At 63.5% G+C, this 25,566-nt stretch carries 24 protein-coding genes and 2 pseudogenes; 10 read left to right on the forward strand and 16 right to left on the reverse strand.

Going from position 1 to position 25,566, the window contains the following annotated elements; all coding sequences use genetic code 11:
- Positions 1 to 290: 290 nt before the first annotated feature.
- Together X739_RS1000000170530 and X739_RS151930 are read right to left on the reverse strand one after the other, a co-directional pair.
- A complete protein-coding gene (locus X739_RS1000000170530) occupies positions 291 to 512 on the reverse strand; it encodes a proline racemase family protein (protein WP_084056278.1) in 222 nt (73 codons plus the stop codon).
- 106 nt (positions 513 to 618) lie between these two features.
- Positions 619 to 1,413 carry an SDR family oxidoreductase gene (locus tag X739_RS151930; protein WP_023771335.1) on the reverse strand — a complete coding sequence of 265 codons (795 nt, stop codon included), beginning with the start codon at positions 1,411 to 1,413 and terminating at the stop codon, positions 619 to 621.
- A 103-nt stretch (positions 1,414 to 1,516) separates the two neighbouring features.
- Between X739_RS151930 and X739_RS151925 the strand changes: the two genes are divergently transcribed.
- From X739_RS151925 to X739_RS1000000167990, 3 genes and pseudogenes are all read left to right on the forward strand, one after another.
- Positions 1,517 to 2,407, forward strand: coding sequence for a LysR family transcriptional regulator (locus X739_RS151925; RefSeq protein WP_023794744.1), 891 nt, complete (start codon positions 1,517 to 1,519; stop codon positions 2,405 to 2,407).
- A 70-nt stretch (positions 2,408 to 2,477) separates the two neighbouring features.
- Positions 2,478 to 2,846, forward strand: a complete 369-nt coding sequence (locus tag X739_RS1000000170535) for an IS3 family transposase (RefSeq protein WP_245273852.1) — start codon at positions 2,478 to 2,480, stop codon at positions 2,844 to 2,846.
- Between the two features lie 479 nt (positions 2,847 to 3,325).
- Positions 3,326 to 3,475: pseudogene (locus tag X739_RS1000000167990) on the forward strand (AlpA family phage regulatory protein); the annotation flags it as partial.
- A 35-nt stretch (positions 3,476 to 3,510) separates the two neighbouring features.
- On the opposite strand, the gene guaA reads toward X739_RS1000000167990, so the two are convergent.
- The 5 genes from guaA to X739_RS151900 all read right to left on the reverse strand — a co-directional run bounded on the left by guaA (position 3,511) and on the right by X739_RS151900 (position 8,269).
- On the reverse strand, positions 3,511 to 5,073 hold the full coding sequence (gene guaA / locus X739_RS151920; RefSeq protein ID WP_023771338.1) for a glutamine-hydrolyzing GMP synthase: 1,563 nt from the start codon (positions 5,071 to 5,073) through the stop codon (positions 3,511 to 3,513).
- A 55-nt stretch (positions 5,074 to 5,128) separates the two neighbouring features.
- Positions 5,129 to 5,797 (reverse strand): 5'-methylthioadenosine/S-adenosylhomocysteine nucleosidase, encoded by a 669-nt coding sequence (locus tag X739_RS151915; protein WP_023771339.1) that lies wholly within the window; start codon positions 5,795 to 5,797, stop codon positions 5,129 to 5,131.
- Between the two features lie 104 nt (positions 5,798 to 5,901).
- The gene (locus tag X739_RS151910) at positions 5,902 to 6,360 is read right to left on the reverse strand and encodes a PaaI family thioesterase (RefSeq protein ID WP_023771340.1); all 459 of its coding nucleotides are present in this window, start codon (positions 6,358 to 6,360) and stop codon (positions 5,902 to 5,904) included.
- A 93-nt stretch (positions 6,361 to 6,453) separates the two neighbouring features.
- Complete coding sequence (locus tag X739_RS151905) at positions 6,454 to 6,939, reverse strand: TspO/MBR family protein (protein WP_051407610.1); 486 nt, start codon at positions 6,937 to 6,939, stop codon at positions 6,454 to 6,456.
- Positions 6,940 to 6,979: 40 nt separating this feature from the next.
- On the reverse strand, positions 6,980 to 8,269 hold the full coding sequence (locus X739_RS151900) for an RsmB/NOP family class I SAM-dependent RNA methyltransferase (RefSeq protein ID WP_023771342.1): 1,290 nt from the start codon (positions 8,267 to 8,269) through the stop codon (positions 6,980 to 6,982).
- A 316-nt stretch (positions 8,270 to 8,585) separates the two neighbouring features.
- On the opposite strand from X739_RS151900, the gene X739_RS151895 reads away from it, so the two are divergent.
- A complete protein-coding gene (locus X739_RS151895; protein ID WP_023771343.1) occupies positions 8,586 to 9,263 on the forward strand; it encodes an MIP family channel protein in 678 nt (225 codons plus the stop codon).
- A 68-nt stretch (positions 9,264 to 9,331) separates the two neighbouring features.
- Here the strand turns inward: X739_RS151895 and katG are convergent, their stop codons facing one another.
- A complete protein-coding gene (gene katG / locus X739_RS151890; protein ID WP_023771344.1) occupies positions 9,332 to 11,542 on the reverse strand; it encodes a catalase/peroxidase HPI in 2,211 nt (736 codons plus the stop codon).
- A gap of 178 nt (positions 11,543 to 11,720) precedes the next feature.
- On the opposite strand from katG, the gene X739_RS151885 reads away from it, so the two are divergent.
- Entirely contained in the window at positions 11,721 to 12,629 is a 909-nt protein-coding gene (locus tag X739_RS151885; protein ID WP_023771345.1) for a hydrogen peroxide-inducible genes activator, read from the forward strand.
- 19 nt (positions 12,630 to 12,648) lie between these two features.
- Here X739_RS151885 and X739_RS01000000166105 read toward each other — a convergent pair.
- Positions 12,649 to 13,007: pseudogene (locus tag X739_RS01000000166105) on the reverse strand (ATP-binding cassette domain-containing protein); the annotation flags it as partial.
- A gap of 24 nt (positions 13,008 to 13,031) precedes the next feature.
- Between X739_RS01000000166105 and X739_RS151880 the strand changes: the two are divergent.
- The gene (locus tag X739_RS151880; RefSeq protein ID WP_023771348.1) at positions 13,032 to 13,319 is read left to right on the forward strand and encodes a hypothetical protein; all 288 of its coding nucleotides are present in this window, start codon (positions 13,032 to 13,034) and stop codon (positions 13,317 to 13,319) included.
- Positions 13,320 to 13,335: 16 nt separating this feature from the next.
- Here X739_RS151880 and X739_RS151875 read toward each other — a convergent pair whose 3' ends face one another.
- Positions 13,336 to 13,977: a class I SAM-dependent methyltransferase gene (locus X739_RS151875; RefSeq protein WP_023771349.1), complete on the reverse strand. Its 642-nt coding sequence runs from the start codon at positions 13,975 to 13,977 to the stop codon at positions 13,336 to 13,338.
- 174 nt (positions 13,978 to 14,151) lie between these two features.
- Here X739_RS151875 and X739_RS151870 point away from each other — a divergent pair, with 174 nt between their 5' ends.
- A complete protein-coding gene (locus tag X739_RS151870; protein WP_023771350.1) occupies positions 14,152 to 15,696 on the forward strand; it encodes an alpha/beta hydrolase in 1,545 nt (514 codons plus the stop codon).
- Between the two features lie 7 nt (positions 15,697 to 15,703).
- Here X739_RS151870 and X739_RS151865 read toward each other — a convergent pair whose 3' ends face one another.
- The 4 genes from X739_RS151865 to hisS all read right to left on the reverse strand — a co-directional run bounded on the left by X739_RS151865 (position 15,704) and on the right by hisS (position 20,908).
- Positions 15,704 to 17,476 carry an AMP-binding protein gene (locus X739_RS151865; protein ID WP_023771351.1) on the reverse strand — a complete coding sequence of 591 codons (1,773 nt, stop codon included), beginning with the start codon at positions 17,474 to 17,476 and terminating at the stop codon, positions 15,704 to 15,706.
- 92 nt (positions 17,477 to 17,568) lie between these two features.
- Entirely contained in the window at positions 17,569 to 18,267 is a 699-nt protein-coding gene (gene hisG, locus X739_RS151860; RefSeq protein WP_023771352.1) for an ATP phosphoribosyltransferase, read from the reverse strand.
- Entirely contained in the window at positions 18,264 to 19,388 is a 1,125-nt protein-coding gene (locus X739_RS151855; protein ID WP_023794745.1) for an ATP phosphoribosyltransferase regulatory subunit, read from the reverse strand. Before X739_RS151855 ends, hisG begins: the two co-directional genes overlap by 4 nt.
- A complete protein-coding gene (gene hisS / locus X739_RS151850; protein ID WP_023771354.1) occupies positions 19,385 to 20,908 on the reverse strand; it encodes a histidine--tRNA ligase in 1,524 nt (507 codons plus the stop codon). The genes X739_RS151855 and hisS overlap by 4 nt, the downstream gene beginning before the upstream one ends.
- Positions 20,909 to 21,161: 253 nt before the next feature.
- On the opposite strand from hisS, the gene X739_RS151845 reads away from it, so the two are divergent.
- The gene (locus X739_RS151845) at positions 21,162 to 21,413 is read left to right on the forward strand and encodes a hypothetical protein (RefSeq protein WP_023771355.1); all 252 of its coding nucleotides are present in this window, start codon (positions 21,162 to 21,164) and stop codon (positions 21,411 to 21,413) included.
- An 11-nt stretch (positions 21,414 to 21,424) separates the two neighbouring features.
- Here the strand turns inward: X739_RS151845 and X739_RS151840 are convergent, their stop codons facing one another.
- Positions 21,425 to 22,063 carry a DNA-3-methyladenine glycosylase I gene (locus tag X739_RS151840; protein ID WP_023771356.1) on the reverse strand — a complete coding sequence of 213 codons (639 nt, stop codon included), beginning with the start codon at positions 22,061 to 22,063 and terminating at the stop codon, positions 21,425 to 21,427.
- Positions 22,064 to 22,274: 211 nt separating this feature from the next.
- Between X739_RS151840 and X739_RS151835 the strand changes: the two genes are divergently transcribed.
- Positions 22,275 to 23,018 carry a L,D-transpeptidase gene (locus tag X739_RS151835; protein ID WP_023771357.1) on the forward strand — a complete coding sequence of 248 codons (744 nt, stop codon included), beginning with the start codon at positions 22,275 to 22,277 and terminating at the stop codon, positions 23,016 to 23,018.
- A 290-nt stretch (positions 23,019 to 23,308) separates the two neighbouring features.
- Positions 23,309 to 24,229, forward strand: coding sequence for a bifunctional 5,10-methylenetetrahydrofolate dehydrogenase/5,10-methenyltetrahydrofolate cyclohydrolase (locus tag X739_RS151830; RefSeq protein ID WP_023771358.1), 921 nt, complete (start codon positions 23,309 to 23,311; stop codon positions 24,227 to 24,229).
- An 8-nt stretch (positions 24,230 to 24,237) separates the two neighbouring features.
- Here the strand turns inward: X739_RS151830 and glcF are convergent, their stop codons facing one another.
- A complete protein-coding gene (gene glcF / locus X739_RS151825; protein WP_023794746.1) occupies positions 24,238 to 25,563 on the reverse strand; it encodes a glycolate oxidase subunit GlcF in 1,326 nt (441 codons plus the stop codon).
- Between the last annotated feature and the right edge of the window lie 3 nt (positions 25,564 to 25,566).

Genomic DNA, 25,566 nt, shown 5'->3' on the forward strand with positions numbered 1-25,566 from the left:
CCTCGATTTTCACAACCACTTGAAATCGCCGTTAAATATTACCAATCGCCGCGCAAATACCGACACCGGGATCCGTCAGAAAATTGCGCTTTTGATTTGAAGGAAAATCGACACAAACAAAATTTTGAGGTTTTCACCAACTATCGAGACCAATCGGACGATTCTTTGCACAATGCGATGATCGACAGCGCGTCCCAACCGCGTAGAAAAGTACCGATCAATGCTCCAACGGCGGTGCCATCTCGGGGCTCACGCAACAGAAGGCAGCATAGGGATCGGCACCATCGCCTTCAAATAACGTTCTCAAGCGGCCAGGCGTCGGGAACCCGATTGCCCGTTGGAAACGGATCGGTTGGGTCGAGCATGTCCTGGTGGATACCTGGTATCCACGCGCTTTCTGAAATGACCGGGACGATTCCGGCTCTGCCCCCAACATCGACCTCCGACTCGATCTGACAGTCAATTCGGAGCCGATTATCAGCCTGCCTACATCGCTGTTGAATAGGAGATATGCGTACGAAGGCAGGTGCATTTGACCTGGGCGGTGGTCTGCTCCGATAGGGGACGGGTCCCTTGCCCTTCCCGGAGCCGCGTCAAGCGCTGCGCGAAATGGAAGCCTTACGCGATTGTCCGCACGACACCGCCGTCGACACGCAAGGACGTGCCTGTTGTCCCCGACGCCTGCTCCGAGCAGACATAGACGACCAGGTTCGCGACCTCTTCAGTTGTCGTGAAGCGATTGAGGAGTGTTGTCGGGCGCAACGTCTTCAGGAACTGCTGCTCGGCTTCCTCTTGCGTAATGCCCTGCGCCTCCGCGGCCGCCTTCATCCAACCGCTCATGATCTCCGAATTCGTTGGACCAGGGAGAACCGAATTGACGGTGACGCCCGTTCCGCCGACCTCCTCGGCCAGTCCCCTCGCGATGGCGAGCTGAGCGGTCTTGGTCATGGCGTAATCGATCATGTCCTTGGGGATTGCGAGCGCAGACTCGCTGCTGATGAAGACGACACGCCCCCAGCCGCGCTTCGCCATGCCCGACGCATAGTGGCGGGAAGCGCGGACGCCGCTCATGACGTTGAGCTCGAAGAGGTCAATCCACTCCTTGTCGGCAATATCGAAGAACGGCTTCGGGCGCCCCGTGCCCACATTGTTGACGAGGATATCCGCATCCGGCACCCGCGCGAACAACTCGGCCGCGCCTTCCGGGGTGGCAAGATCGGCGACGACACCGACGAATTCGCCTTTCGGGAAAAGCGCGTGCAACTCGCGAAGCGTTGCGGCGACCCTGTCCTCGCGGCGACCGTTGATGACGACCGAGGCGCCCGCACGCGCCAACCCTTCGGCAATGGCTCGGCCAATGCCCGCCGTAGACCCAGTAACAACCGCCTTGCGTCCGGTACTATCGATTTCCATGGCACATTTCCTTTCAAGCGTTGGTAGACGCTTCATTTAAGTCATGTGAAAAACATTGATAATAACGCTGATTTCCATAAGACTGATGCCTTGGGAGAATATAATGGACCGATTTCACGAGTTGAATGCCTTTATCGCGGTGGTCGAATCGGGCGGCTTTTCGGCTGCTGCGCGTCGGACCGGCGAGTCACAGCCCGCTGTCAGCAAGGCAATCGCGGCACTCGAGAAACGCCTCGGCGTGGCGCTGTTCAATCGGAGCACCCGCAGCGTGACCCTGACGGAGCAGGGGCAGCGATACTATGACCGGACGAAGCCGCTGGTTGATGAAATCGACGATGCCGATAGCGAACTCACGAGCAGCACGCAGACTGTTTCGGGCCTGATCAGGATCAGCGCGGCCTCCACATTTGGCCGCCTGCATATCCTGCCGCTGATACCCGAGTTGTTGTCGCTTTATCCCGGCCTTCAGGTGGATCTCGTTCTTTCGGATTTCGTGCGAGACATGGTGGAAGATCGGATCGACCTGGCGATCAGGGTGGGGCCTGTCGAAGACTCGGACGCGGTTGTCCGCCGGGTGGCGGTCACGCCCCTCGTTTGCGTCGGATCCAGTCGCTATTTCGAGAAGCATGGGATGCCGAAGTCCCCCGCAGACCTGAGTGGGCACAATTGCCTTCTATACGGTGGCCTGACGGAATTGGCGAAATGGCCGTTTACAGGCCAACACGGACGGTTCAGCGTGACCGTTCGCGGCAGCTTATCGTCCAACAGCGTCGAAACGATCCGGGCTGGAGTTCTAGCCGGAGTCGGAATCGGCCTCTTCGCCAAGGTCTCGCTCGCCGATGAGCTCAATCATCCTGACGTGATCACGATACTCGACGACTTTCTCGACGACGTCAGAGACATCAGCCTCGTCTGGCCGAAGCGTCGGTTCGTGCCGGCACGCGTACGCCGCGCGACCGACTTCTTTGCAGCAGCCGTCCCGCAGCGTCTCTAGCCTAGGCCGAAGTAACGCCTATCGTCATCGGTGGGGAGGCTTCGCCTGCAGCGCGAACAGTGCAAAGCTGTTGACTGACGCGTTCCAAGCAGCCTTCACACCAGCACCTAGCCAGCACTCGACACGCTATGACCGTTGCTCAAGCTTTCTTCAGCAACGGGCCAAATTCGACGACTTCATTGAGTGCTTCAACAATGAGCGGCGGCACCAGGCGCTCGACATGCACTGCCCGGCCGGGCGCTACACGCCGTCACCACGCCGCTACACTGGCCTGCCTGACCTCGATTACCCGTTTCACGACAAGGCCGTCACCGTCACCACATGCGGCCGCATCTGTTTCGACCGAAAGAAGATCAATCTCAGCCTTCTTTGCCGGCCAGACCGTCGGCATCAAACAGGTCGAGGACCATATCTGGCCGGCTTCCTTCATGGATTATGATCTGGAATACTTCGACGATGAGGCATGCAGGCTCGAACCACTCCAAAACCCCTTCGGGCCAAAGTGTTGCCCATGTCTCCGGTATAAACCGTAACCCATGTGTCCGGAACGGACCCGGGGTATCTGACGCATCCGACGGGATTCGAACCTGTGACCTGTGCCTTCGGAGGCAAGGTTCACTCTGTCACAAATTGGAAAATCTTCGACTAAGGTTGTGTCTCCGATAGCAGAAGAACGCCTCTTCGATAGTGGGTCTCGGGATGCAGCGCTCTACCGCTACCAATCCCCGACCGGCGATGGCCCCCCTTTCAATACATCACGAACGAGGCAGTCGATCTTCCATTTCAGTCGAACCATCGGCGTAGGTGGACCTGTCCCTTTCACAGTCGAAACCGCCTTTTGCACGACGTCCGAGCTGAGGCTCTTTTCGCATCGCATACAATCGCCTTTAATTTCGGCTCACAGCTGAGGAGTACGAGATGACAAGGTCGAATGAAGAAGCACTGAAGCGTACAAACCGGAGACACCAGCTTCGCGAAATGGTGCCGTTTGCAGACAGTACGATCTACGAAATGGAACAGCGCGGCGAATTTCCGCGACGCTTCGCTCTAAGCCCGAGATGCGTAGTCTCGCGGCGTCCGTTCAGCGTTTGGGTAGGCCTGAATCACTCCCACTCGATTGTGCCAGGCGGCTTCGACGTGACGTCATACACAACGCGGTTGATGCCGCGGACTTCATTGATGATACGCGTGGCGGCGGCGCCCAGGAAGGCCATGTCGTAGTGGTAGAAGTCAGCCGTCATGCCGTCGACGGAGGTCACGGCGCGTAGCGCACAGACGAATTCGTAGGTCCGGCCGTCGCCCATGACGCCGACAGTCTGCACCGGCAGCAGCACGGCGAAGGCCTGCCAGATAGCGTCATAGAGGCCGGCCTTGCGGATTTCGTCGAGATAGATTGCGTCGGCCTCGCGCAGGATCTCCAGCTTTTCCCGCGTGATGCCGCCCGGGCAGCGGATGGCGAGGCCGGGGCCTGGGAACGGATGGCGTCCGATGAAGCTTTCGGGCAGGCCGAGCTCCTTGCCCAGCGCCCTCACCTCGTCCTTGAACAGTTCGCGCAACGGCTCGACCAGTTGCATGTTCATGCGCTCGGGCAGGCCGCCGACATTGTGGTGCGACTTTATGGTGACCGAGGGGCCGCCGGTGAAGGAGACGCTTTCAATGACGTCGGGATAGAGGGTGCCTTGCGCCAGGAAATCGGCGCCGCCGAGCTTCTTGGCCTCATCCTCGAACACTTCGATGAACAACCGGCCAATGGTCTTGCGCTTCGTTTCCGGGTCGGACTCGCCTTCCAGCTGCGAGATGAACTTGTCCGAGGCATCGACCAGGATCAAAGGCAGATTGTAGTGCTGGCGGAACATCGCCACCACACCAGCGGCCTCGTCCTTGCGCATCAGGCCATGGTCGACGAGGATGCAGGTCAGCTGGTCGCCGACCGCCTCGTGGATCAGAAGGGCAGCCACCGAGGAATCCACGCCGCCCGACAGCGCGCAGATGACCTTGCCTTTGCCGACCTGCTCGCGGATCGCCTCGACCGCGTGCTCGCGATAGGCGCGCATCGTCCAGTCGCCTTCGATGCCGGCGATGTTGTGGACGAAGTTCCTGAGCAGCCTCGCACCATCCGGCGTATGCACCACCTCGGGGTGGAACATGATGCCGTACATCCTGCGCTCGATATTGCCGAAGATGGCGAAGGGCGAGCTTTCCGATTTGCCGAACACCTCGAAGCCCGGCGGCAGGGCGATGACGCGATCGCCATGGCTCATCCACACCTGATGGCGCTGGCCAGTGGCCCAGAGGCCCTCGAACAGCGGACTGTCCTTCTCGATTTCGACAAAGGCGCGACCGAATTCGCGATGGTTGGAGCTTTCAGCGACACCACCCATCTGCACGCACATGGCCATCTGGCCATAGCAGATGCCAAGCACCGGCACGCCGGCATCGAAGACGACCTGTGGCGCGCGCGGGCTGCCGATATCGGAGGTCGAAGCCGGGCCGCCGGACAGGATCACCGCTTTTGGGCTGATGCGCTTGAATGCCGCCTCGGCCGACTGGAACGGCACGATCTCGGAAAACACGCCGGCCTCGCGGATGCGGCGGGCGATGAGCTGCGTAAACTGGCTGCCGAAATCGACAATCAGGACGGTGTCGGTGTGATTGGCTGTCGTCATGGCGAGCCTTTAGAGAAAGAAACGAGTCAGTGCAATGGGTTGCGTCGCCTGACTCTCAGAGCGGTGTCGCCTCGTCACGAGATGAATCCTGCCGGAGCAAGCCCGAACCGATCGCCTGTTCGAGCCGCATGACGGCGTCGGCCAGCTTTTCATCGATGACGTGCAGATATTCGGTCCAGTCGCCGACGTGCCTGAGATCAGCCGCGCCGTCGGAAATGCCGCGGAGCCCGATGAGCGGGATGTCGAAAAGCTGACAGGCGCGCAAGCAGGCGAAGGTCTCCATGTCGACCATGTCGGCTGCGATCGGGTCATACGCCGCGCCGGTAATGACGGCACCGCCGGTCGACAGTGTCGCCTCCTTGATTTCGGGAATACGCAACGGCAACGGTACGATCACCGGGAGGTCGAGAAACGGCGTCGCGCCTTTTTCGAAGCCCAGCGGCGAGGCATCGATGTCGCGATAGCTCACCGAGACGGCCTGGTAGATTTCGGTCTGTTCCAGGGTCCGGCTACCAGCGGAGCCGAGCGATACCACCAGATCGGGCAATGCCTTGTCCGATTTCAACCAGGAGAGTTCAACGCCCAGCCGCACGCCGGCCTCGACCGGGCCCACGCCCGTCATCAGCGGCGTGAACAGCCGCTGCAGATGCGGGCCATACTCGGCCTGCGCCGCCATGACGAAGAGGACATCCTTGCCGCCGATGCGCACGACGTTGCCAGTCATGGCGATCCTCCTGCTTGCGTTAGATTATGACCAACGGCCTGGCCTCTGCCTGCGGCAGCCCCGTGCGACCGCCACGATGAATTCGCCTGCGGCGAACCGGCCACTCACCCAGCGATACCATCGCGGCCTAGCACCGTCATCATCGTCCCGGTCATGGTGGCGATCAGCTTAGCCTCGCCGTCGGTGGCGAAGGCATAGGCCTGGCCGTCGGCAACGATGATGGTGCGGCCCGGTTTGGTCACCGAACCGCGGAACAGAAAACGCTCACCCCGGCCCGGCGCCAGAAGGTTGACCTTGAATTCGATGGTCAGCACGCCGGAATTCTCCGGCATGAGCGAGAACGCCGCATAGCCGCAAGCCGAGTCCAGCGCCGTCGAAATGACGCCGGCATGTAGGAACCCATGCTGCTGGGTCAGCGCCGCCGAATAGGGCATCTCGATCTCGATGATGCCGGGGGTCACCAATGTCAGTTCGGCGCCGATCGTCGCCATCGCCTGCTGGCGTGCGAAGGACGCCCTGACGCGATCCTCATAGTCCGGAGCCGGTACGATCTTTGCTGCCATCGCCGTTGCCTTCACGTTTGCCGGGAAAGCTTATCGCAGAGGCATGAGCGGCAGGCAAATGCTTTTGCTGCACTGCAGCAAACCGCACACCAGCTAGTTCAACCAAAGAAGCGAGGCGTTGAGCAAGGTGGCGAACGCCACCCACGCCGCGTAGGGCACGAAAAGCCAGCAGGCGAGCCGATCGCGGGTCCAGACGCTGGCGATAAACAACACGATGACGGCTAAAAGAAGCATGATGATGACCAGAGCAGTCCCCATTATTTTTGCGCCGAAGAAGGTTGGCGACCACAGGAAATTCAGGACGAGCTGAGCGCCCCAGATCTTCATCGCGGTGCCGGCCGGGTCCCGCAACCATGTTCGCCAGCCGGCCACGGCGATCAGCACATAGAGCAGTGTCCAGGCAGGCGCGAAAACCCAGTTGGGCGGATTGAACGAAGGCTTGGCTAGCGATGCATACCAGGCACCTGGCAAGGTGGCGAAACCGATCAGCAAGCCTCCGCCCAGCACCAGGACGAGGAACAGCAGAAGCGACAGATATCTTTGCAAACATTCACCCTGTGGCGGCGCAACGCCGCTCATCCGCATTTGGGGGCGCTGCGGGCAGCTGTCAACGGCAGCGTCAGTTGGCCCGGCGCATGGCGCAAAAATAGAATCCGTCTGTGCCGCTCAGCGCCGGCGAGAGCGAAATGCCGCCCAGGGCCCCGATTCGTATCGCGGCGGTGTGGCCCGGAAAACGGCTGTCCCAGAGCTGGCGATGATCGACCGAGGCAAAGCCGCCGTGTCGCTCGAGAAACGCGGCGACCTGTTCGCCGTTCTCCTCGTCGAACACGGAGCAGGTTACGTAGACCAGCAGGCCACCGGGTTTGACGTAGGTTCTGGCGGCATCGAGGATCGTCGCCTGCTCGCCCTTGCGGGCGTCAAGCTGTCTCTGCGTCAGCCGCCATTTGGCGTCGGGACGCCGCCGCCAGGTGCCGCTGCCGGTGCAGGGCGCGTCGACCAACACGATGTCCATATAGCCGGCCAGCGGGGCAAGCTCGGCCGGCTTGGTGGCGACCTGCACATTGCGGTTTTCCGAGCGGCGAATGCGGTCGAAGATTGGTGCCAAGCGCGCCTTTTCGGCATCGTGAGCGAAGATCTGACCGTGATTGTCCATCGCCGCCGACAGCGCCAGCGTCTTGCCTCCGGCGCCGGCGCAGAAATCGAGCACCTGCATGCCTGCCGTCGCGCCGGCAAGCGCCGCCGCAATTTGCGACCCCTCGTCCTGGACCTCGAACCAGCCTTTCTGAAAGGCCGGCTCGGCTTGCACATTCGGGTGCCGGCCGTCGCCGTCGATCGGCGGGATGCGGATGCCGTTGGGTGCCATTCGTGCGGCACTGGCACCGGTCTGCGCGAGTTCGGCCAACACTTTGGCGCGATCGGCCTGCAGCGTGTTGACCCGGATGTCTAGCGGCGGACGTGTGGCGAGCGCCGCGCCCTCCTCGACCCATGTGTCGCCAAAGGCCCGCTGGAAAAGCGGTTCGCACCAATCTTGTATGTCGGCGCGAACAGCGGGCGGCGCGTCGGCAAGCCGGCGCTCCGCGATTGCCTTGAGTTCCGTGGCGTCCAGTAGCGGCGGCGCGAACTTGTCACCTTCGAGCGCTGCGTTGAGCGACTGCGCCGTCTGGCTCCATTCGAGCAGCAGCGCCCCGAAGCCGATGGCACGCGGCGTGTCTTCGCCCAGCAACCAACTGGCGGAGCGCTTGTGGCGCAGCGCGTCGTAGACGATGTTGCCGATCGCGGCGCGATCCCCACCGCCGGCGAAGCGATGGGACAGGCCCCAATCCTTCAGCGCGTCGGCCACCGGCCGGTGACGCCGACCAATGTCCTCCAGCACTTCAATGGCCGCAGCCAGCCGTCCGCCCAGTCGCATTCGTCATTCCATCAATCGATCACATTATCCCGATCTGCTCTTAGAGCCTTTCACGTCCGGATTGAACCCCGCCCGGTCTCGCCGCCAGCGCAAGCTGGCAGTGGTCGGCGAAACCTGTCCGACGGTAAATCTTCGCGGCGGTTAGCAGCACTTAGACTAGTAGATGCAAGATCTCTAATGTTCTCAACCGACGGCCGCAAGGATGGCGAGTGGCGCCAGAGCTCTGCTTTCCAAGTTTTTCGGTTGGGAATACTCTTGCCGCCATGATTCGCGGCGCGGAAAACGTGGACCGGCGGATCGTCACGAGGAGAGGGCAATGAAGACTTATCTGGCGGAAGTTCTAGGCACATTTCTGTTGGTGTTCATCGGTACGGCGTCCGTGGTGACGGGCGGCTTCGGCGGCGCGCTGCCGCTTGGCCAGGAAGGCATCGGTCTGGCATTCGGCATTGGCCTCATCGCGGCGGCCTATGCGATCGGCCCGATTTCCGGCGCGCATCTCAATCCGGCGGTGACGCTCGGCGTGTTCCTTGCCGGCCGGCTGCCGGCCAAGGATGTCATCCTCTATTGGATCGCGCAGATCATCGGCGCCATCATCGCCTCGCTGGCGTTGTGGATCATCGTTTCCGGCCAAACCGGCGGCCATACCGGCGGCTTCGGCGCCAATGGCTGGGACGAGACGAAATGGGGCATGAGCTCGGCGTTCCTATGGGAACTGATCGGCACCTTCACCTTCGTCACGGTGATCCTTGGCGTTACCGCTGAAAAGCACTCGACGGCGTTTGCCGGCTTGGTCATCGGCCTGACGCTAGCGGGCATTCACTTCGCCATGATCCCGGTCACCGGTACCTCGGTCAATCCAGCGCGCTCGATCGGCCCGGCGCTGTTTACCGGCGGTGCCGCACTCAGCCAACTCTGGTTGTTCATCGTGGCACCGCTGATCGGCGGCGCCATTGCCGGCGTCATCGCCAAGGCGCGCGTCTTCGAGAAGGATTGATTCCAAGGCCTGAATGCAAAAGGCGCAGGCCACGGCCCGCGCCTTTTTCGAAGGTTCTGAAGCTCGGGTTAGGCCGCGATATCAAACCTGTCGGCGTTCATCACCTTGGTCCATGCCGCAACGAAGTCCCGGGCGAATTTCTGCCCGGCGTCCGCCGATCCGTAGACCTCGGCCAATGCCCGCAGCTGCGCATGCGAACCGAAGATAAGGTCGGCACGGGTGCCGGTCCACCTGACTGCCTTGGTTTTGCGGTCGCGCGCTTCGTATACTTCTTCCGAACCCGGCTCGGACCCGGCGGCCGGATCCCAGACCGTGCTCATGCTGAGCAGGTTGGCGAAGAAGTCGTTGGTCAGCGTACCCGGCCTGTCGGTGAACACGCCGTGCCTTGAGTGCCCGGTGTTGGCGCCAAGCACTCGCAGGCCGCCGACAAGCACGGTCAGTTCCGGCGCGGTCAAGCCCAGCAACTGCGCGCGGTCCACCAGCATGGCTTCAACCGACATGGGCTGCTTGCCCCTGACATAGTTGCGGAAGCCGTCGACTTTCGGCTCGAGCGCGGCAAAGGAGTGGACGTCCGTCTGCTCCTGCGATGCATCCATGCGGCCGGGCGTGAACGGCACCTTCACGACGTTGCCGCCATCCTTCGCGGCCTTCTCGACCGCGGCGACACCGCCGAGCACGATCAGGTCGGCCAGCGAGACCTTCTTGTCGCCGGTCTGCGCGGTGTTGAACTCCGTCTGGATGCCTTCGAGCCTTGCAAGCACCTTCGACAGTTCGGCCGGCTGGTTGACTTCCCAGTCCTTCTGCGGCGCCAACCGGATGCGTGCGCCATTGGCGCCGCCGCGCTTGTCGGAGTTGCGGAATGTCGAAGCCGAGGCCCAGGCGGTCGAGACCAGTTCGGAAACCGACAGGCCGGAGGCCAGGATCTTGGCCTTCAGCGATGCGATGTCCTGCTCGCTGACCAGTTCATGGTCGAGCGCCGGGATCGGGTCCTGCCAGATCAGCTCTTCCTTGGGCACCAACGGGCCGAGATAGCGCACCACCGGACCCATGTCGCGATGGGTCAGCTTGAACCAGGCGCGGGCGAAGGCATCGGCGAACTGATCAGGATGTTCATGGAAACGCCGCGAGACCTTCTCATAGGCGGGGTCGGCCCGCAGCGCGAGGTCGGTGGTCAGCATGGCCGGCGCGTGATGCTTCGAGGGGTTGTGCGCATCCGGCACCGTGCCGGCACCGGCGCCACCCTTCGGCGTCCACTGATGGGCGCCCGCGGGGCTCTTCGTCAGCTCCCATTCGAAATTGAACAGATTGTCGAAGAAGTTGTTGCTCCACTTGGTCGGCGTCGTGGTCCACGTGACTTCGAGACCCGAGGTGATGGCGTCGCCGGCAATGCCTGACGCATGTTTGCTCGACCAGCCGAGGCCCTGCGCCTCGATGCCGGCACCTTCCGGCTCCGCGCCCACTAGCGAGGCATCGCCGGCGCCATGGGTCTTGCCGAAAGTGTGGCCGCCGGCGATCAGCGCCACGGTTTCTTCGTCGTTCATCGCCATGCGCGCGAAGGTTTCCCGGATATCACGGGCCGAGGCCAGCGGATCGGGCTTGCCGTTCGGCCCTTCCGGATTGACGTATATCAGGCCCATCTGCACGGCGCCGAGATGGCCACGAAGCTCACGGTCGCCCGAGTAGCGCTCGTCGCCGAGCCACTTGGTTTCCGAACCCCAGTCCACGTCCTGCTCGGGCTCCCAGACGTCGGCGCGGCCGCCGGCGAAGCCGAAGGTCTTGAAGCCCATCGATTCCAGCGCGACGTTGCCGGTGAGGATCAACAGGTCGGCCCAGGAAATCTTGCGGCCATATTTCTGCTTGACCGGCCAGAGCAGGCGGCGCGCCTTGTCGAGATTGGCGTTGTCAGGCCAGCTGTTGAGCGGCGCGAAACGCTGCTGGCCCGCTCCGGCACCGCCGCGGCCGTCGCCGATGCGATAGGTGCCGGCGCTGTGCCATGCCATGCGGATGAACAGCGGCCCGTAATGGCCGAAGTCGGCGGGCCACCAATCCTGCGAATCCGTCATCACTTGGTGCAGGTCCTTGATGACCGCATCGAGATCGAGGCTGGCGAATTCCTTGGCATAGTCGAAGTCCTCGCCCATCGGGTCCGACAGGTTCGACTGCTGATGGAGAACGCCGAGGTCAAGCTGGTTCGGCCACCAGTCGCGGTTGGTCCGGCCCGCGGATTCATGCGCGACAGGGCATTTGCCCGCGCTGCTGTCGTCGGTTTTCGCGTCCATCTCTCACTCCAATTTTGCCGAGGTTTGATTGCCGAGTTTGATTTTTTGCCGAGATTTTGGGGGCGGCCAGCGGCCCGCGCCAATCTGGAACCATTCCAGCCTAGGCCACGCCGATGATAAAAACAAATTGTCTTTCCTGTTTATTTCGATAGGATTTCCTTATGATGGCCTTGACCGTATGATCGGATTGACAGTTCGCCAGATGCATTATTTCGACGCGCTGGCGCAGACGCTGCATTTCGGGCGTGCGGCGAAACTTGCCGGCGTCAGCCAGCCGGCGCTTTCCTCCCAGATCGCCGAAATGGAGCAACGGCTGAACTGCCGGCTGTTCGAACGCGGCGGCAAGTCGGTGCGCATGACGGACGAAGCGATCGCCCTGTTGCCGCGTATCGAGCGCATCCTGGCTGACATACGTGACGTGGAAACGACGGCCAGGCGCGGCCGCACGGCCATGGAGGGACGCTTCCGGCTGGGCATCATCCCGACTATCGCGCCCTATCTTCTGCCGCGCGCCTTGCCCGAACTGAAGAAGCATTTCCCGGCCTTACTGCTCGAGCTGCGCGAGGCGGTAACCACCTCCCTGGTCGAGGACACCGCATCGCGAAAACTCGACGCCTTCATCGCCGCGCTTCCGCTCGACCATCCAGGACTGATCACCGAGGCGCTCTTTCCCGACCGGTTCTTCCTGGCCGTGCCGTCGGACGATCCGGCCTTTGCCTCGCCGCCGGTTCCACCCGAGAGCCCAGCGCTGGAAAGACTGATGCTGCTGGAAGAAGGCCATTGCCTGCGCGAACAGGCGCTGGCCGTCTGCGGCAATGTGCGGCCGGTGGCGATGGCAAGCTATGGCGCCACCAGCCTGACCACGCTCCTGCAGATGGTGGCGCACGGGCTCGGCGTCACGCTCATCCCCGAAATGGCGACTGGCCCCGCCGGCACCATCCCCGACCTCAAAATCGTGCCGTTCCAGGAGCCGATGCCGCAGCGCATGATCTGCCTAGCCTGGCGAAGCAACAATGCGCGGCACGGCGAATGCGTCGAGCTAGCCAAGATTATTCGGGGACTAGGCCCGGTGCTGTTGCCGGCCTGAGAGGTTGCCCTAACGCTCGTTACAGCACCCGCGACAGGAACTCGCGGGTGCGCGGCGACGCCGGGTTGGCGATCATCTCGCGCGGCGCGCCACCTTCGACGATCACGCCGCCGTCCCTGAAAACGAGCTGGTCGCCGATCTCGCGGGCAAAGCCGACCTCGTGGGTAACGACGACCATCGTCATGCCGCTCACGGCAAGGTCGCGCATGACCTGCAGGACTTCGCCGACCAGTCCGGATCGAGCGCCGAGGTCGGCTCGTCGAAGAGCAGCACCTTGGGCATCATCGCCAGGGCGCGTGCGATCACGACACGCTGCTGCTGGCCCCCGGACAATTCGCGGGGATAGCGGTCGACCTTGTCGGCCAAGCCGACACGCCGTTCAGTCCCCTGCTCGACCTCGCCGTGCGCGACTGGTCACGAACTTCGAAAAAGCTGGCGCGGGAGGTCAACCTGCGCATCGAACTCCTGATCCGCTCCTTCCGCGCCATGGGTTATCCGGAGGACGAAAGCCTGGTCAGGGCCCGCATCACCTATTTCCACCAGATCGGGCAGTGTGCGCTGTCCTTCAAGGAGGACCCGGCGGTGCGCCGCAGCTACCAGCCACTGTTCGGCGAGGTGCTGCTGGGGCCGCTGGTGCAGGAGCCGGGTTCGGCGCCACGGCCGGCGGAAATTCGGCGCGGACGGCGTTAGCGGACGACCTGTCCAGTCAACCCGCTAGGGGTATCGCAATGCCGGCATGGTGACTTCCCAACTGCCAGAAGGGTAGCTGGAACCGCTCGCGCTGCGCTTCGACGGTTTGAAAGCCCGCCGTCCGGATCAGGTGCAATGGATCGCGATTGAGGTGGCAACCCCCGGCGAGCCGGCCCCATATCAGGTTCAGACGCTCTTGCCACCGGCGGCAACGCGGCCCTTCGGCCTGGCCGTGCTCGATGAAGATCAGCCGGCCCGTGGGCTTGAGGATGCGCCGGATCTCGGTCAGCGCCGCCTCGGGGTCCGGAATGGTGCAGAAGGCATAGGTGACGACCACCGTGTCGGCGAAGCTGTCGGCCAAGGGCAGCCTTTCACCACTGGCCCGGATGCAGTCGACATCGAATGGCATGGAACGGCTCTTCGGTTCGGCAAGGCCCAGCATCGTGCCATCGGGATCGACGCCGACCAGCCGCTTCACCCTGGCGGCGTCGTAATAGGGAAGGTTCAGGCCGGAGCCGAAACCGACTTCGACGACGACGCCCCCCGCCCGCGGGATCAGACGCCTTCGCATGTCCGTGAAAGCGTGGGCCGAACAGCCGGCGTGGACGAGGTAGGGAGCAATGCAGCGCGCGTACCAGGAGAGACAGGATTGGCACATGTCTCAGCCTCCTTGCCGTGTGTTGGCGGTACCGACAGGGCGGGTGAGAGTATTGACCAGTGACATTTCTCGCTCCAAGGGAGTCTCATGATCGGGCCCGATCGGCCCGATGCCGTGGGAATGGATAGAAGGCCGGCGTCCCCTCAACGTCCCTGCATGGCCGTGGTCGGATCGATGGAGCGATTGGAATTCCGATTTCTGGGTTTTCCGGAGTTCCGCTTGAACGGCCGGCGGGTGGAACTCGCCCTGCGCAAGGCGGCAGCCCTCCTCATCTATCTCGCCGAGGCCAGCGGGCCGGTGGCGCGCGAGGTCGCCGCCACGTTATTATGGCCAGAAGCCGACGAGCAGGCCACACGCGCCCGCCTTCGACGTACGCTGTACAAAATCCGCATCGCGTTCGGCAGCGAGATCATCGTCGCCACAGGCGTCTCGCTAAGCCTGCACCCGGCGTTGTCCGCCGAGATCGACACCAGGATTTTCGAGCAGGCCTGCAACTCCGGCGCACTCGACAAGGCAGCCGAGATCTACAAAGACGATTATCTCGCCGGCTTCTCGCTGCCGGACTGTCCGCAATTCGAGGAATGGGTCTTCTTTCGGCGAGAGACGTTGCGCGGCCGCCTGGTGCAGGCGCTGGAGCGGCTGGTCGACGCCAAGATGGCCGACGGCCAGCCTCGCGGCGCGGTCGTTCACGCGACACGGCTGGCAGCACTCGACCCCTTGAGCGAAAGCGCGCACCGACATCTGACCCGTGCCCATCTGGCGGCCGGGGACAGGGCGGCGGCCGAGCGGCAGATCGGCACGTGCATCCGGCTCTTGCGGGACGAACTCGGTGTAGCGCCGGACCCCGCCACGCTTGCCATGCTGAGCCGGCCAACTCAGGACGCCGCCCTGGATGTGCCCAGGACGCGCTATGTCGCAGTGGGCGGCATCCACATCGCGTACCAGGTCCTTGGCAGCGGCCCGACGGACATCGTGCTTGTTCCCGGCTTCATTTCGCATGTCGAGCGTATCTGGGAAGACCCGGGTTGCCGCGCCTGGCTGACCGCGGTTTCGCGCCTGGGTCGCCTGATCCTCTTCGACCGGCGCGGCATGGGGCTTTCCGACCGAGCCGGTGCCCGCCCCACGGTCGAGGCGACGGCGCAGGATATTCTGGCGGTCATGAACGCGGCCGGCAGCCGCCGGGCCTTGCTGGTCGGCGCGTCGGAGGGTGGGCCAGGCTGTATCCGTTTTGCGGTCCAGCATCCCGATCGGCTGACGGGCCTTGTCTTGTGGGGCTCGCTCGCGAAGGGCAGCCGCGCACCTGACTATCCCCACGCCTTGACCGTCGCGCAGTATGATCTGTGGAAGCAACGCCTGCTGGCGGGCTGGGGTGGCCCGGCGGAAATCGAAACCTTCGCCCCGAGCCTCGCTGGCGACCGTCAGGCGAGGACCTGGTGGGCCGGATTGCTGAGGGCAGCCTCCAGTCCCGGCGCGCTCGCAGGGCTGCTCGAGGCGTTGCGGGACGCCGATGTCCGTCACCTCCTGGAAAAGGTCTCCGCCCCGACGATGATCCTCCACCGTTCCGGCGACCGCGCCGTGCGCATCGAGGCCGGGCGGTTCCTCGCGTCCAGGATTCCGGGCGCGCGGTTCATCGAGGTCGACGGCGACGACCACTGGTTCTGGGCCGGCGACCGACAGGCGCTGCTCGACGCTATCGGCGAGCTTGTGCGACACGGTTGATCCGGCCTCACGCCGTCTTCTGCGCCACCAGCCCGAGTTCCTCGACCATCGCCTGACGCATCAGGAATTTCTGCGGTTTGCCGGTCACCGTCATCGGCAATTCCGTGCGGAAGCGAATGTGGCGCGGGACCTTGTAATGGGCGATCTGGCCTGCGCAGAAGGCCTTGATCTCCTGCTCGGTGGCGATCTGGCTCGGCTTCAAGACGATCCAGGCGCACAGCTCCTCCCCATATTTGGCGTCCGGGATGCCGAAGACCTGCACTTCCCGCACCTTGGGATGGCGGTAGAGGAATTCCTCGACCTCTCTGGGATAGACGTTCTCACCGCCGCGAATGACCATGTCCTTGACGCGGCCGACAATGTTGCAATAGCCCTCGGCATCGATGGTGGCGAGGTCGCCGGTGTGCATCCAGCCATCGCTATCGATCGCCTCGCGGGTCTTTTCGTCGTCGTCCCAATAGCCCTTCATCACCGAATAGCCGCGCGTACAAAGCTCGCCCGGCGCGCCGACCGCAACGGTGGCGCCGTCGGCGTCGATCGCCTTGACCTCGACATGCGGGTGGATGCGCCCGACAGTCGAGACACGCTTTTCCAGCGGATCGTCGGTGCTGCTCTGGAACGAGACCGGACTGGTCTCGGTCATGCCGTAGGCGATGGTCACTTCAGCCATGTGCATGAGCGACACCACCTTCTTCATCACCTCGACAGGGCATGGCGAACCGGCCATGATGCCCGTGCGTAGGCTGGAGAGATCGAAGGTCGGGAAATCCGGATGGTCGAGCATGCCGACAAACATGGTCGGCACGCCGTAGAGGCCGGTGCAGCGCTCCCGCGCGATCGCCTTCAGCGTCAGGCCCGAATCGAACCCCTCGCAGGGGAAAACCATGGTCGCACCCTTCGACACACAGCCCATCGTGCCCATCGACATGCCGAAGCAGTGATAGAGCGGCACCGGGATGCAGAGCCGGTCGTCGACAGTGAGCTTGATGGCCGAGGTGACGAAATTGCCGTTGTTGACGATGTTGAGATGGGTGAGCGTCGCGCCCTTGGGTGCGCCTGTCGTGCCTGAGGTGAACTGGATGTTTATTGCATCGCCCGGCTTCAGCCCTTCCGAGATGCGGTCAAGGCTATCATGCTCGTCGCGACCGGCCATGGCCAGCACGTCGCCGAAATTGAACATGCCTGGCGAGTTCTCTTCGCCCATACGGATGACGATCCTGAGCGCCGGCAATTTCACGGCCTTCAGCTTGCCGGGTGTCGCCGTGGCGATCTCCGGCGCCAGAGTCTCGATCATGCCGAGATAGTCCGATGTCTTAAAGCTCGCCGCCGTCACCAGTGCCTTGCAGCCAACCTTGTTCAGGGCATATTCCAGCTCGGTCAGCCGGTAGGCCGGATTGATGTTGACCAGGATCAGGCCGATGCGGGCGGTGGCGAACTGCGTCACCAGCCATTCCCAGCGGTTGGGCGCCCAGATGCCGATCCGGTCACTCTTCTGGAGGCCGAGCGCCAAGAAGCCGGCGGCCAGCGCATCCACCGTGTCCGACAATTCGCTCCACGTGAAGCGCTTGTCCTGGCCGACGAACACAGCGGCATCGAGCGTGCCGTACTTGCTGACGGTGTCGGAGAAATGCTCAGGAATGGTCTTGTCGAGCAACGGCACTTTGCGATCGCCCGAGACATGCGCCCTGCCATCGACCGGTGCAATAAAAACGCTGCCGGCGCGCGCGCCGCGTCCGCGCAGATTGGTGGCGTTCTTGAGTTCGTCGAGATTGACCGGCATCGCTGGCTCCTCCGAAGACTGGCCGAACCTATCAGCCTGCCGGGATGCTGGAAATCCCATCGATGGTCCTGGAGCCCCTTCCCTGAGGATCGCTATGCGACCGCTGCCGCCATTTTCGCGACGATGTCGCGCAAAACGGCGTCGTCGGCAGCTGCACGTATCTTCCTTGACGCGACCAGACAGGCCTGCGATTTCAGGACCACGCCATCGCCCAGCACCTTGAGATGGTTGGCGCGCAGCGTCGAGCCCGTGCTGGTGATGTCGACGATGACGTCGGCAAGGCCGGCCGCCGGCGCGCCCTCCGTGGCGCCGAGGCTCTCGACGATGCGATAGACCTGAATACCGTGCTTTTGGGAGAAGAACCGCTGCGTCAGCCGCCAATATTTGGTCGCAATCCGCAGCCTGCGGCCATGGCGCTGCCGGAAGTCGGCGGCGACATCGTCGAGATCGGCCATGGTGTCGACATCGAGCCAGATCTCGGGCACCGCGACCACGACATCGGCATGGCCGAAGCCGAGGCGGGCGACGATCTCGGCCCGCGCTTCCCAGTCGGCGAGACTTTCCCGCACCAGGTCCTCGCCGGTGATGCCGAGATCGACCGCGCCCTGGCCTATTTCGCCCGATATTTCGGAGGCCGACAGGAAGAGCACTTCGACATTGTCCAGGCCCTCGACGCGGGCGTGATACTTACGCTCGTCGCCGGGCAGGCTGACGGCGAGGCCGGCCTTGGCCAACACCTCCAGCGCCTGCTCCTTGAGCCTACCCTTCGAGGGAACGGCGAGCGTGATCATGATGCCACCCCCCGCAACGCCTCGATGCGGTCGAGCCACACCGAAAAGCCGACGCCGGGGATCGCGGTCTTGGCGCCGAGCAGCGTCAGCAACCGGTCGTAGCGCCCGCCACCGGCCAGGGCGCGCTCGCCGTTGGCGGCCGCGATTTCGAAGACGACACCGGTGTAGTAGTCGAGCGGACGGCCGAAAGCGGCGTCGTAGCGGATTTTTTCGGAAGGCAAGCCATGCGCCTCCATCGCCTTGGCGCGGGCCGAGAATTTTTCCAGCGCCGCACCCAGCGAAAGTCCGGCGCCGGCCGCGAAGGTTTCCAACACCTGGGCCGCGCCATCGAGCGGCACGTCGATCGCCAGAAAACCTTTCAGCGCCGCGAAAGCCTCGTTCGACAGCCGCACGCTGCGCAACTCGGCCTTCTCGATCAGCCGCCGCGCGATATCCGACGGCGCGCGCCCGGCCGATTCCGACAAGCCGGCTTCCTCCATGCCGCCGGCAATATGCTGGGAAAGACGCTCCAGATCGCCATCGAGGACAAGCGCCGCGACCGGCCCGGAGAGCTGGCTGTTGCGCGGCGGGTTGGCGAGATCGGCGAGTGCTGCCTCCAGCATAGGCGCCGAGCCGAAGGCGCGGGCCAGCCGCATGCGCCAGCCGCGCGGCAGGCCGAGCGCCGCCAGCACGGCCTCGAAAATAGCCTGGTCGCCAAGCGTGACCGCCAGCGACTGGCCAGGCAGCACTAGCGACAGCAACGCATGGGCGTCGGCGACCGAGCGTGCATCGGCTTCGGCCGTGTCGCGGTCGCCGAGATCCTCGATGCCGGCCTGGAAGAACTCATTGCCGCCCTCGCGGCGCTGGCGAAACACCTCGCCCAGATAGGAATAGCGGCGCGGCGTGCCGGCTTGGCTGGCTATGTGGTCGAGGCAGACGGGGATGGTGAATTCGGGCCGCAGGCAGAGCGTCTGCCCGGTTTCGCTTTCGGTCAGGAAAATGCGGCGGCGCAGATCCTCGCCGGCCATGTCGAGGAAGGGATCGGCCGGCTGCAGCACCGCGACTTCCACCGCATGCGTGTCGCGCGCGGCGAAGAGGGTGATGATGTCGGCTGATATTGCGGGGTAGCGGGTGGTGGTCATGGACTGGATGGGCGCGACGCGCCACCCTTCACACGATCGGCAGCCTGCGCAGCCAAAATCTTCTTCACCTCGGCGACCAGTTCGCCTTCCGCCACCGTCACCTGCGCCGGGCGCGAGGCACGCCATTCCGCGTTATCGGTGATCTCCGCCGACATGCGCGCACCTTCGATCAGGTCCTTGATCTGCAATTCGCCCTTGGCCCGCTCGTCGCCGCCCTGAATGACGGCGATGGGACAACCGCGCCGGTCGGCATATTTGAGCTGCGCCTTCATGCCGGCGCCTCCGAGATACATTTCGGAGCGAATGCCGGCGGCGCGCAATTCGCCAACCATCTTCTGGTAGCGGCCGAGGCTTTCGGTGTCCTTGTCCATGACCAGCACGACAACCGGCGCGATCACGTCGGCGCTGTCGAGCTTGCCGAGATTTTTCAGCGCCGTCATCAGCCTGCTGACGCCGATGGAAAAACCGGTCGCCGGCACCGGTTCGCCACGGAAGCGCGAGACCAGACCGTCATAGCGGCCGCCGCCGCCGACCGAGCCGAACCGCACGATCTGGCCGTCCTCGTTGGGGATTTCGGCCAGAAGCTCGGCCTCGAAGACTGGGCCGGTATAATATTCGAGGCCGCGCACGACTGAACGATCCATGGCGATGCGGTCCTCGGCATATCCGGCAGCCCTGACCAGCGCTTCGATGGTCGCGAGTTCGCCAACGCCCCCCTGGTAGACCGCGTTCCCGCTGACGCTGGCATCCTGGCCCGCCTGCACATTTCGCGCTGTCGCCATAAGAACAGCCTGCGCTTGGGTGTCATTCAGCCCGGCGCCCTTGGCGAAGTCGCCCTCGCCTTCCTTGCCGCCGTCCCAACGCCCCGGGCCAAGCAGAAGCCGGACGCCGTCCGGACCGAGCTTGTCGAGCTTGTCGATGGCGCGCAGCACCGTCAGCCTTCGTCCGGCATTTTCCTCGCCGCCAAGACCGATCGCCTCGAGCACACCGTCCAGCACCTTGCGGTTGTTGACGCGGATGACGTAGTCGCCGCGCTTGATGCCGAGCGCTTCCATCACGTCGGCCATCATCATCGCCATCTCGGCGTCGGCCGCGACGCCCGGCGTACCGATCGTGTCGGCGTCGAACTGCATGAACTGGCGGAAGCGGCCGGGCCCGGGCTTTTCGTTGCGGAACACCCAGCCGGAACGGTAGCTGCGGTAGGGTTTTGGCAGGCGTTCGAAATTCTCGGCGACGAAGCGCGCGGTCGGCGCGGTCAGGTCGTAGCGCAGCGACAGCCATTGGTCGTCGTCGTCCTGGAAAGAGAATACGCCTTCGTTCGGCCGGTCCTGATCGGGCAGGAATTTGCCCAACGCATCGGTATATTCGATCAGCGGCTGGTCGGCCGGTTCGAAGCCATAGAGCTCATAAACCGAGCGGATCGTCGCCATCATCTTCTCGACGGCGCGGATATCCTCGGCGCTACGGTCGGCAAACCCGCGCGGCAGCCGCGCTTTCGTCTTTTCCGATTTGTCGGCCATGGGATTTCGCTCGGTGTTTTCGTGGAGTGTCTAGAGGTCAACGATGTTGCGATTTTCGCAACGGGCGTGTCCTAACCGAAGAGGCCCGGAGCAGCAAGGGTCGGCACCCGGCGCCATCTCCGACGAGCGCGGCAACAGTCGAACCCCTTTGAAACAAAACCGCACCACAAATGAAACAATGCGGCCACGAGCGCGGCATCGTGCCGACACAATCGCGGCCGATATAGCGCACCGAAACGAAGGGGTTCGGGACATGACCAGCGCAACGGAATTTGATGCCCACAGCGAGGCCGGCGAAGTGCCGACGCGCCTGCGCCCGGCGGGCACCCATGCACCGAAGATAGATGGCCAGGCAGCCGGGCCGTTCGATGTGCCGGCAGGCACCAGCAACGAGCCTTCCCTGCGCGACACCTTGGTGACCGGTCTGCTGGTGATCTATCCGACGGTCGCCACGGTGGCGGCAATCGTCGCCGGGCTGTTCCTCGCCAGCGCCAACGGCACCTGAGCTGTCCGCGGCTATTTCGGCCGCTGGAAAGCCTTCCGTTCCTTCTCGACCCCCTTGCGGCAGACGCAGCCTTCGAGGTGATCGTTGACGAGGCCCATCGCCTGCATGAAGGCGTAGACCGTGGTCGGGCCAACGAAGCTCCAGCCGCGCTTCTTCAGCTCCTTCGATATGCGCACCGAGACCGCGGTGGTCGGGTTGGCGCGCAGATGGGCGAGGTCGACGTTCTTGGGCCGCTCCTCCTTGCCGGGTTCGAACTTCCAGAACCAGGCGGCCAGCGAGCCGAACTCATCCACCATCTCGCGGGCGCGTTTGGCGTTGTTGATGGTCGAGACGATCTTGCCGCGATGGCGGATAATGCCGGCGTTGCCGAGCAGGCGCTCGACATCCCGTTCGTTGAAGGCGGCGACCTTGTCGAAGTCGAAGCCAGCGAAGGCCTCGCGAAAATTCTCCCGCTTCCGCAAAATGGTCAGCCACGACAGACCCGACTGAAACCCTTCCAAGCAGATCTTCTCGAACAGCCTGCGGTCGTCGGCCACTGGCCGGCCCCATTCATGGTCATGATAATGCAGGTAATCGGGCAGATTGCCATGCCAGAAGCACCGGACGACACCGTCAGGACCGGCAAGCAGGCCGGTGTTTTCATTGCTCATCCAAGAAGTCCATCCGTTAACGCGCTTGCGCGCTGTCTTTACCGTGGCTTTACCAGATTCCTGAACCGGGCGGTAACCACACCAAAGAGTTTACTGGCAGAACGGCATTTTACGCATTCCGATTCATGTTTCGGTTGGTGCTCGCCGCCAATGATCGCGCAAGCCGGGAGTGTTCTTGCCCGGCGTATTAGACGATCAAGGTGCCTTCCCGATGAAGAGAATTCTGTTTCCCTTGCTCGGCGCCGTGGCTGTGTTTGCCGCCGGCGTCACGCCCTCAACCGCCAATGACCGTTATGCCGACAGGCCACCGGTGATGGTGAGCCCCGACCTTTCCGCGCCTTGGGTGCTGCAGCTCGGCCATGCACCGGGAATCGTGCGGCAGAACCGACAGGCCGTGCAGCAGCCGCGCCAACGCACCCTGCAGCCGGCACAGCCCGACAGCGTACAGACGGCCGCCGTGCAGGCGCCGGCCAAACGCATGGTCATGCGCCGGCAGATCAACCCCGTCTACCTGCCGCAGGAAGTCGCCTATGACGGCGCCCAGAAGCCGGGCACCATCGTCATCGATACCACGCAGAATTTCCTCTACCTAGTCGAGAAAAACGGCAAGGCGCGGCGCTACGGCGTCGGCACCGGCAAGCCCGGCTTCGAATGGTCGGGCACGCACAAGATCACCAACAAGCGCGTCTGGCCGGACTGGCGTCCGCCGGCCGAGATGATCAAGCGCGAAGCGGCCAAGGGCCGCTACCTGCCGACCTATCTGGCCGGCGGCATGGAAAACCCGCTCGGCGCGCGCGCGCTCTATCTCGGCACGACCGAGTACCGAATTCATGGCACCAACCAGCCCTGGACGATCGGCGGCGCTGTATCATCGGGTTGCATCCGGATGCGCAACGAGGACGTGGTCGACCTTTACGAGCGGGTCAATGTCGGAACCACCGTCGAGGTGATATAGTGGCATCGAATCAGCCGGTTAAGCAGTACTGAGCAGGTTTTGGCGCACTGTTGCCCTCAAGCCATAGCGCAGTTTTGCAGGACGTGCTTAGACTGGCAACGACTTAGCGGGGGACGGGTCGTGTGGGGATACGGCCAGTCACGAGAGGGCAGCACGGGTAACCGGGCTGCCCTTTTCGTTTCACGGTGCGACAGGTCGCCCCGGAGGCACGGTGTTTCGTTTTCAGGGCTGATTTCCGGGCCATGCTCTGCTATTGCAGTGCACAATTTCCCCACCAAAGGTTTCGACCCATGTCCCTGTCCGACGACAGCCGTTATCTCAGGGGCGGCCCGGTTGCCCAGCGCATCATCGCCGCCGTGCGCGAGGACGCGACCATTGCCAAGGCCGAGGGCTTTCCGCCCAAACTGATCTCGATCACCGTCGGCGATACCGATGCCGTCGATGTCTATGTGCGCAACCAGCGTGCCAAGGCTCAACTTGCCGGCATCGATTTCGAGGAACGGCGCTTTCCCGCCACAATCACCTCAGGTGAACTCGAAGCAGCCATCCATGGGCTGAATGCCGATCCGCGTGTCACCGGCATCATCATCCAGCGGCCGGTTCCCGCGCATATCCCGATCAAGATGCTGCAGGCGGCCGTGCATCCGCTGAAGGACGTCGAGGGCATGCATCCGGCCTCGATCGGCAACATCGTCTACAACCAGCTCGATCTAGCGCCTTGCACGGCGGCCGCCTCGGTCGAACTGCTCAAGGAAACCGGCCTCAATCTCAAGGGGCTGGAAGTGGTCATCGTCGGCCATTCGGAAATCGTCGGCAAGCCGATCGCCTTCCTGCTGATGAGCGAGGGCGCGACGGTGACGGTCTGCCATCATATGACACGGTCGGTCGCCGCCCATGCGCGGCGCGCGGACGCGCTGTTCGTCGCCGTCGGCAAGCCGCGGCTGATCAAGGCCGATATGGTCAAGCCAGGTGCCGCCGTCATCGACATCGGCATCAATTCGGAGATCGGACCGGACGGCACGAGCCGCATCGTCGGCGACGTCGACACCGACAGCGTCAAGGAAGTGGCCTCGTGGATCACGCCGGTGCCGGGAGGCGTCGGTCCGCTGACGGTGGCGATCCTGCTGCGAAATACCATGGTCGCGCTCAGCCGCCAGCGCGCGCTCTATCAGGCGACATACGGTGTGGCGGACAGGCTGGCTGCGGAGTAGCGCCCGGCCTACTCCGCCGCGACCAGGCTCTCATCCAAAATGCCATCCGGCCTCGGCCCGCCATAGGCCCAGTCGAGCAGTTTGATCGTGTGCACCACCGGCATGCTGGCGGCGGATGCGATCTGCGTGATGCAGCCGATATTGCCGGTGGCGACGATCGAAGCGCCAGTCGCCTCGATATTTTTCACCTTACGATCGCGCAGCCTAGCCGAAATCTCGGATTGCAGGATATTGTAGGTGCCGGCCGAGCCGCAGCAGAGATGGCCTTCGCGCGGCTCGCGCACAATGAAACCGGCCTTGGCGAGCAGCTCCTTCGGCTCGCGGGTGATCTTCTGGCCGTGCTGCATCGAGCAGGCCGAATGATACGCGACCACCGTGCCCGGCTTGCGCACCGGTTCAGGGAGCTCGAGACTTGCCAGATATTCGGTGATGTCCTTGGCCAGCGCCGACACGCGCGCGGCCTTGTCGGCATAGGCCGGATCGAGCCGCAGCATGAAGCCGTAGTCCTTGATCGTCGTGCCGCAGCCCGATGCGGTGATGACGATGGCGTCGAGCCCGCCCCGCTCAATGGAACGCGTCCAGGCATCGACATTCCGCCTAGCCGAGGCAAGGGCGGCTTCCTCCCGCCCCATGTGATGGACCAGCGCGCCGCAGCAGCCCTCGCCCGGCGGCACCACAACCTCGACACCGAGCCGTGTCAGCAGCGAGATGGTGGTGTCGTTGATGGCGGGGTCGAGCACCGATTGCGCGCAGCCGGTCAGGATGGCGACGCGGCCCTTTTTCGCCCCCGGCCCGGCATGGACACCCGGCAAGGCCATTGGCGAGGCCGCGGGGATCGATGCAGGCGCGAGCTTGAGCATTGCGGCGAGCGGCTTCAGCGCCGGGGCTTTTTCGAACAGGCCGATAAACGGCTTGCCCAGCCTCGCAAGCTTGAGCGCGGCGCGGAAGCGCTGGGGATAGGGCAGCACGAAGGCCAGCATGGCGCGGGTCAGCCGGTCGAGCCGCGGCCGCTTGTAAGTTTCCTGGATATGGGCCCGCGCATGGTCGACCAGATGCATGTAGTTCACGCCCGAAGGACAGGTGGTCATGCAGGCCAGGCAGGACAGGCAGCGGTCGATATGGGTGACGATTTCCTTGTCGGCGGGACGGCCGTTTTCCAGCATGTCCTTGATCAGGTAGATGCGCCCGCGCGGTGAATCGAGCTCGTTGCCAAGCGTTGCGTAAGTTGGGCAGGTGGCGGTGCAGAAACCGCAATGCACGCATTTGCGCAGGATCTTTTCGGACTCGGCGACGTCAGGGTCGGCAAGCTGGGCGGGCGAAAAATTGGTCTGCATCTC

Origin of the sequence: Mesorhizobium sp. LNHC209A00 (assembly GCF_000502915.1) — a bacterium.
GTDB lineage: Bacteria > Pseudomonadota > Alphaproteobacteria > Rhizobiales > Rhizobiaceae > Mesorhizobium.